This window comes from Legionella sp., assembly GCF_965140895.1.
Classification (GTDB): domain Bacteria; phylum Pseudomonadota; class Gammaproteobacteria; order Legionellales; family Legionellaceae; genus Legionella.
This window is the reverse complement of the sequence record NZ_CBCSKT010000015.1, coordinates 1-6,532: the sequence shown is the minus strand read 5'-3', so window position 1 is coordinate 6,532 and position 6,532 is coordinate 1. Positions and strand designations below refer to the sequence as shown.

The following is a 6,532-nucleotide window of genomic DNA, read 5'->3' as shown; positions in this document are numbered from 1 at the left end:
GGATTCAATGTCCGGAAATATTCGTGTGGGAAACTATTAATCAAGCCATCCAAGGCAAGTATTAAAACGTTTCTCGAGGATGTTCGAGCAATTATCAAATCAGCAATAGCCCTTCCTACAGAAATATTGATCCACCAGTTGAACCAAAAAATAATTGGATGGACAAACTATTATAAAGGAGGAGTATCGTCAAAAGTATTCGCAAAGATCGACTTTGAAATCTACTCAGCCCTAGAAAACTGGTGCCTGAAAAGACACGCCAGAAAAGGCAAGCATTGGATTTCTCGTAAATACTTTACGACTCTTGCTGGAGACAATTGGCGGTTTCATTGCACCATAAAAGACAAAGAAGGAAATAAGAAAACTCTTTATCTCAAACGTGCAACGGACACACACATAAGACGTCATATAAAAGTGAAAGCAGAGGCAAATCCATTTGACCCCCGTTTCAAAGAGTACTTTAAGGAGCGGGAGAAGAAAATCAGAAAAGCAAATCTGCCAACACACGCTGCAACTGCTGGGCTGAACTCAATCAGCCTTATGAGGGCTTGAGCGATGTGCTGGGAAACTAGCCCGCATCGTTCTTAGAGGGCTGCTCCTCAGTAATGGGGAGTGGCTACTCGACTTCATAAGAAAGAGTAGTCGCGAGAGCGCGGCATAAGTATCGTAACTAAATTTACCGATTAATGGAGAAAACAATAAAACCAAGGCTCCTAATTTTAAACCCAGTTTTAAAGGAGATTTCTCCGAAAAAATAGAATAAAGAATGCACCAAGTTATAACTGGTCCTAAAAAAATAATTAAGCCGCTGGTAAGAGTTAATGGCATTGAGTGATACTCCGGTTCATAAACACGATTAAACTAATTAGCTCCAATTTTATCATGTGGATTTTTTATAGCATTTAATTTTATCCATTAATTCATTTTTATGGAGATTAATAATGTTCTTAATAATGAGTTCAGGGGCATGGCCTTGATCTAATAATTGCTTCGCCCACAGCATAAAGACATCATCCTCAGTCAGCATCATGAATAAAATTTCTGGCTTCTCATTAAATAGTAATTCAATAGCACAGGCGGTGAGCCATTTAGTAGGCACGGTTTCTCCATGAGCCATGCTTTGAATGGCAAGGGGCGAGAAACTTTTGTCTTTTTTGAATAGCTCTTTTGCTAGTGCATGTAATTTTTCGGAGCGGTTGTAAATGGATTGTATTTCGGAAAAAACAGCTTGCATTTGACGGTTGAAATCCTGCTTTTTATATTCTGCAAGATTAACCTTAGCTAAAATGGTTAGCGCATCCTCCTTGCTCTTACCGGAAAGCTTACTGACCGCGATTTTCATTTGTTGAATGATGCTTGCTACCATAGGTTCAAAAATGTTGAGTTCCACATCGTTTTGATGACAAATAATCTCAATTTGGTCTAATGTGTCGGTGAACTCATAAGGAAGGCGAAAGCGGAAATCAATCAAGGCATTTTGTGGTGCTGGGTGTAAATGTTGATAAACAGCCGTAATGTTTTGGATAAATTGTTTGAGTTCAATACGTTCATTTATGGATAATTTAGCCCATGCGTCAAATGAATCAGGGGCATCCATTGGAAATGAACCATGCAGAACTTTCGAGACAACAGATTTTACGTAAACCCGGGGAGATTTACGTGAATTTTGTCTGATTTCAAACCTTAAGAGCTTATTCATTAAGAGGCCTCCAATAAAGTGAGCTGGCTTAGATAAACGGTGCGACAGCTAATAGTTTATTTTTCCGCTAGCTTCATGCACAGCATATAACATATAAAGCCTATACCTGCTGAAACATAACTTACAAAGTACTCATGTCCTTTAAAATACGGAAATTTACTCATAACTAAATTGCTATAACTGCCTAATTCATGCTCAAAATTGGAAAAAAGATAAACACCTGACGATGAAAAATGATTTAAAATCAGGCTCAAGCTAATTGCCATGAAGAACATAAAAAGCAAGTAACAGCTTGTCACCAAGATAATTTTTTTCATTAAGATTGCCTCTCTAATATGTTTATAAAAAAAGTTGGGATATCTCTTCTACGCTTCTAATAAACTCTGGTGACGATTTTATCTCTCTTAATCGGAATAAAAGTTGGGAAAGCTCAAAGCCTGAGCGTAATTTAGGTTTAATCCAAAGATCGAGGAGTTCTTCTGATTCGAGAATATTGAACGGGTTTTCACTTTGTGAAATTACATCCACTGCACAGGCGCAGATCCATTTTGATGGTAGCGCATGTCCTTGCGCATACCCCTTAAAATGGCCAATTTTTATATTGGGGCTTTTCTTATATTCATTTGTAGCAATTTGTTTAAACTGATTATAAAAATCAGGAACTTCAATCAGTTTTTTGAATAGTTCTAAGATTGAGGAATTAAGCTTATCCGCGTTTTCTGCAGAATCTTTAAAATGAATCTCTTTTAAAACATTACTGGTGATTCCTGTTTTTTCATACAGGCTTTTTTCTGTAGCCTTAATCTTATTGATGATGGACTTAAGCAATGAGTCTACGGGCCTATAGTCAATTTTGTGTTCTTGGCATTTTTGGTGTAATTCATAAATGGCTTGATAAAAATTTTCTGGCAGAAAGAGTCTATAGCGCTCTAAATCGGTTGCATTCGTATCTTGATGCTCATGAAAGAATTTAACCATTTGGTCAAACCATGAAATTTCAAATAGCTCGGCCTCTGAAAAAATCGCCTCTTCTGGTAAGGGGGGATTAGACTGCCCATAACTGTATGAAATGTTTTCACCTTTAGTTTTTCGAGCGATCTGAATTAAATCTTCAGAGCGCCTGTTTTTTCTTAATGTAATTTGTAAGGTTTCTTTCATTTTATAGCCGCCTTGCGCTCTGTTCCGATGGATTAACTACGGGAGACATTAATAGTTCTTGTAATTGTTCTGGGTGTTTGTCTAAAAGCACTAAAAGCATACTTAACGGCTTAGGGATTGGGTTGGTTCCTCGTTCATATCGGTTAAACGAGTTAATGCCGCCACCAAATAGACGACTGGCATCCTTTTGATTCAGGTTTAAGTGTTTTCGTATTTTTGCAATTTCATTAGGCGTTAATATACCATCAATGCGTGAGCGATGCCCTTGAATTTCTAAGGCAGTTGCTTTGTTATCCTCAGGACTTATAACACCTTCCCCACATGAGTCGCACCAAAGGGCTGGCTGCATGATGCAAAATGCGTGTCCTTTATAGTTATAGGTTGTGCTTCGCTCTTCATGGCTTGCTGCCAGTTCACCACAAATTGGGCATAGTTCTTTTGTCATATTATTTCGCCTTAAATGAGAGAATAAGTTCGCCATAGCTGTTTACTTGAAACTTTATATAAAGATGCACACCTTTATAATTAGCTTTATATACATCTTGCCAAGCGGTAAAACCTGGGTTTATTGGTTCCATTGATTTATAAAAATCAGTACTTGTTAAGCTTTGTATGGCTTCTACTACATCATGATCGGAGAAGCCGAGAGCTAGTTGTCCTTGTTTGGCTGATACCGTCATTCGTAATTTATGTTCATTGTTAAACGCTTTTTTAATATCGTTTAAATTATAACTTGGCCGTCTTGATTTGCTCATGAAATTGCCCAAATTATAACCTTTAAGGTTATTATAGGTATAAATTAAAATAACCTCAAGAGTTACGTTTCTCGATTATAAATAGTGTAATACAGGCAAGATGATATTACAACAATAATTTGTTGCAAATAATTGTTGTATAAATATGATTATATGTTATTCTATAAATGTCTGAGAAAAGACACACGTTTGAAACACACATAAGGATTTTTAATAATGAACCGTAATAGAGTCATTTATAAGCAACTTGTAGTAGAAAAAAATCGCCTAAACTTCCTCCCCAAACATGTAAAAAGGCATGTCATTCAATTTGAAAATATTATTTATTACCTTACTCAATCTATGTGCTATCAATACAGCGGCGGGTATTGGAATTTCTACGAGCTAAGCAACGAGGGATTCTTTCTTGCTCCGGCATTAGAGCAGCCGTTGGAGATGTTTGTTGATGGAAATGGCTTTAACGGATTTGTTAGCTCGGAAGCCTTGGGCGTTATTGTCACATTGTTTTCGATTAATGGCATTTCTGGGCAACAAGGTGATGATTATTTAATTGATAAATATTACGCATTACGTGACTTTGCCCTTCAGCATCCTGAGAGGGACTTGATTTTACTTGCAATTGATTAACCGCATGCCCCCTCTATATCGGGGCATCTCAAAAAAAATTATAAACAATAAGGGTAATAAAAAATGGCTAAAAAAATAATTAGAAAGCTTGGTGCACCCCTTCAAAAAACATTAGATGCTCTGAAGAGAAAAAGAAACCAACGGTTGATGATGTCCTATGTGTTAAAGATTAACGTAAAATAAAGCGCTGCCATACGCGCAGGGAGGCTTAAGAAATAAAAAACGAACCAACGGAAAGTTGAAACAATAATTTGCAACAATATTTTGTTGACATATGCCGGCACTATGTTATTATATAAATGTCTACTACAGACACACATGTTTAAAACACAAAAGGATAAAATCATGACTTACGTTACAAACATAGAAAATGAACTCATTCAACACATTCCTCAAGCAGCAGACCTTCTAAATGATATTAACTGTCATTCATCACCCTAATAGGACCATTTCATAATCACTCAAAAGGGACCACTTTCCTATCGAATTTTCGTTAAACACAGTAGTTTAAATCCGTTGTTCATTTAAATTTCAACGGAGAGAAGAACTATGTCAAATCGGAGGTTTGAAATGTATCAATATCGCCAAATTATTATCCATCTGCGTTTGGGAGATAGTCTTCGTAGCATAGCAAGAACAAGGGATGCTGATCGCAAAACGATCAAGCGGATTCAGCTTGTTGCTGAGCAACAGGGCTGGCTAAACACAGGCTTTGAGTTGCCAGATGATGGCGTTTTGGCCCAGTTTTTAGATTCAAAACAGTCAGCTAGTCAACTTCAGAAGTTGCTTCCTTAAGTCGGTTGGCTGTTCCATTGCTCCCCAAGGGCGTAAATATACTATCAATATGTTTAAACATCACACCAGATTCTGTCACGGGTCTGTAATAGTTTAGATGTTTGAAGTTACGAATCTTTGGCATAAATTTAATTGCTAGCAAATAAGCGAAAGCAAATACTACCTCACTTTGAGCACCTGTATCCCCATGGATTGTTTTGGGTTGAATATCAGACTCATTATCCATGACCCCATCAAAAATATAGGTGGCCTTATAAAGTGAACTATCTCCTAAGGCCGGTTACTCCTTCTATTCTCTCCTTTTTTTCTTTATATCTTTCATATGCATCCCGCGCAGCATTTAATGAAACACACTCTCCTTTTTGAATTTCAATCATCCCCCCTCTCACGGTAAGTGCTCCTGGCCAATCTTCAAACCCAATACTGCAAAGTCTTTTTTCATAACTGTCATTGAAATGTTTCCAGAGTTCTATGTTCGTATCATCATTTGTGCTTGGAAATAATTCTCTCCAAGAATAATTAGCATTTGGACTAATAAAATGAATTAAACAACTTTCTTTTGTCTCAAGGGAGTCGCTTGCTCCAGGCTCTTTTTTCGATGTGTAGCCATCAGAAGCAAGATAATCTAACTGTGCTTCTTCGGAGGCAGGAAGGATCTTTTTATCAATCGCTATATCTTTTATTCTGTTTTTAAATTGTTTGGAAACTTCTTGTTCAAAAACAGTAAACGAATCAACAGAATCCCAGGGTAAGAGCGTCAAAGTTTAAAAACCTAACAACCTTTCTCTATAATGGTCATATAAATTAGCTTTTCTCCTTTTTCGAGGAACAGAGAGTTTTTCCTCGGAGTTTTTATTTATCAGATTCAATGCAAGATGGCGCATAACACACATGTTTTCTGCGGAATATCCTCGCCTGATTCTTGAGTTATCTTCGCTAAAGGTTACGTCTAAAACCCAATGCAAAGAATTTTCTACCTGCCAATGACATCGTATAGCATGACTGATTTTTTCCGCATTCGGCCAAAGAGAACTCACGTAATAACGCGCCTCGTGTTGTACTTCTTCATTTATCTCACGAGAAGAGACAATACATATCAAACTTGTTAAATCAGCCCATTCCTTTTGGAACTCTTTAAGATAATCTGGCAGGAATACCGCATAGCATGTTCTTGATTCGATACGCCCATGTCCATAATCGCCTTCTTCAAAGACTGAATAATCGACAGATAACCAATTTTTTTTAAAGGCTGTTTCAAAGAAATCTTTTGTTGCTTCTTGCAGGTCGCTTTGATTCCCTTTGAGTGCAAGAACATAGTCTGCTTTTTTATCACGTATTTTTTGAGCAATAGTTCGCTGACACCCCATAGCATCTAATGTCACAATGCATCCTTTCAACTCCAACATATCCAATAGTTGTGGAATGGCTGTGATTTCATTCGATTTGGCATCTGTTTTTTGTTGACCTAGAACAACCCCATTTTGGCAAGCCCATGCGC

The 6,532-nt window shown here is 37.3% G+C and carries 9 protein-coding genes and 1 pseudogene; 3 read left to right on the top strand and 7 right to left on the bottom strand.

Annotated elements, in window-relative coordinates:
- Positions 1-552: group II intron maturase-specific domain-containing protein (locus tag ACQY7T_RS02265; protein ID WP_428411096.1), on the top strand; the 552-nt coding region annotated here is incomplete at its 5' end.
- 328 nt (positions 553-880) lie between these two features.
- On the opposite strand, the gene ACQY7T_RS02260 is transcribed toward ACQY7T_RS02265, so the two are convergent.
- The 4 genes from ACQY7T_RS02260 to ACQY7T_RS02245 form a co-directional block, all read right to left on the bottom strand.
- Positions 881-1,699: a hypothetical protein gene (locus ACQY7T_RS02260; RefSeq protein ID WP_428411095.1), complete on the bottom strand. Its 819-nt coding sequence runs from the start codon at positions 1,697-1,699 to the stop codon at positions 881-883.
- 339 nt (positions 1,700-2,038) lie between these two features.
- Positions 2,039-2,857 carry a hypothetical protein gene (locus ACQY7T_RS02255; protein WP_428411094.1) on the bottom strand — a complete coding sequence of 273 codons (819 nt, stop codon included), beginning with the start codon at positions 2,855-2,857 and terminating at the stop codon, positions 2,039-2,041.
- 1 nt (position 2,858) lies between these two features.
- Positions 2,859-3,302, bottom strand: coding sequence for a type II toxin-antitoxin system MqsA family antitoxin (locus tag ACQY7T_RS02250; protein WP_428411093.1), 444 nt, complete (start codon positions 3,300-3,302; stop codon positions 2,859-2,861).
- A 1-nt stretch (position 3,303) separates the two neighbouring features.
- A complete protein-coding gene (locus tag ACQY7T_RS02245) occupies positions 3,304-3,612 on the bottom strand; it encodes a type II toxin-antitoxin system MqsR family toxin (protein WP_428411092.1) in 309 nt (102 codons plus the stop codon).
- A gap of 216 nt (positions 3,613-3,828) precedes the next feature.
- Here ACQY7T_RS02245 and ACQY7T_RS02240 point away from each other — a divergent pair, with 216 nt between their 5' ends.
- Both ACQY7T_RS02240 and ACQY7T_RS02235 read left to right on the top strand, forming a co-directional pair.
- Positions 3,829-4,239, top strand: coding sequence for an antirestriction protein (locus tag ACQY7T_RS02240; protein WP_428411091.1), 411 nt, complete (start codon positions 3,829-3,831; stop codon positions 4,237-4,239).
- A gap of 570 nt (positions 4,240-4,809) precedes the next feature.
- Positions 4,810-5,034: a hypothetical protein gene (locus ACQY7T_RS02235; protein ID WP_428411090.1), complete on the top strand. Its 225-nt coding sequence runs from the start codon at positions 4,810-4,812 to the stop codon at positions 5,032-5,034.
- Here ACQY7T_RS02235 and ACQY7T_RS02230 read toward each other — a convergent pair.
- From ACQY7T_RS02230 to ACQY7T_RS02220, 3 genes and pseudogenes are all read right to left on the bottom strand, one after another.
- Positions 5,006-5,278, bottom strand: a pseudogene (locus tag ACQY7T_RS02230) (Tn3 family transposase); the annotation flags it as partial. The gene ACQY7T_RS02235 and the pseudogene ACQY7T_RS02230 overlap by 29 nt on opposite strands.
- Before the next feature lie 19 nt (positions 5,279-5,297).
- Positions 5,298-5,795 carry a hypothetical protein gene (locus tag ACQY7T_RS02225; RefSeq protein ID WP_428411089.1) on the bottom strand — a complete coding sequence of 166 codons (498 nt, stop codon included), beginning with the start codon at positions 5,793-5,795 and terminating at the stop codon, positions 5,298-5,300.
- 3 nt (positions 5,796-5,798) lie between these two features.
- On the bottom strand, positions 5,799-6,532 hold a 734-nt coding region (locus ACQY7T_RS02220), incomplete at its 5' end, for an ISAs1 family transposase (RefSeq protein ID WP_428411088.1).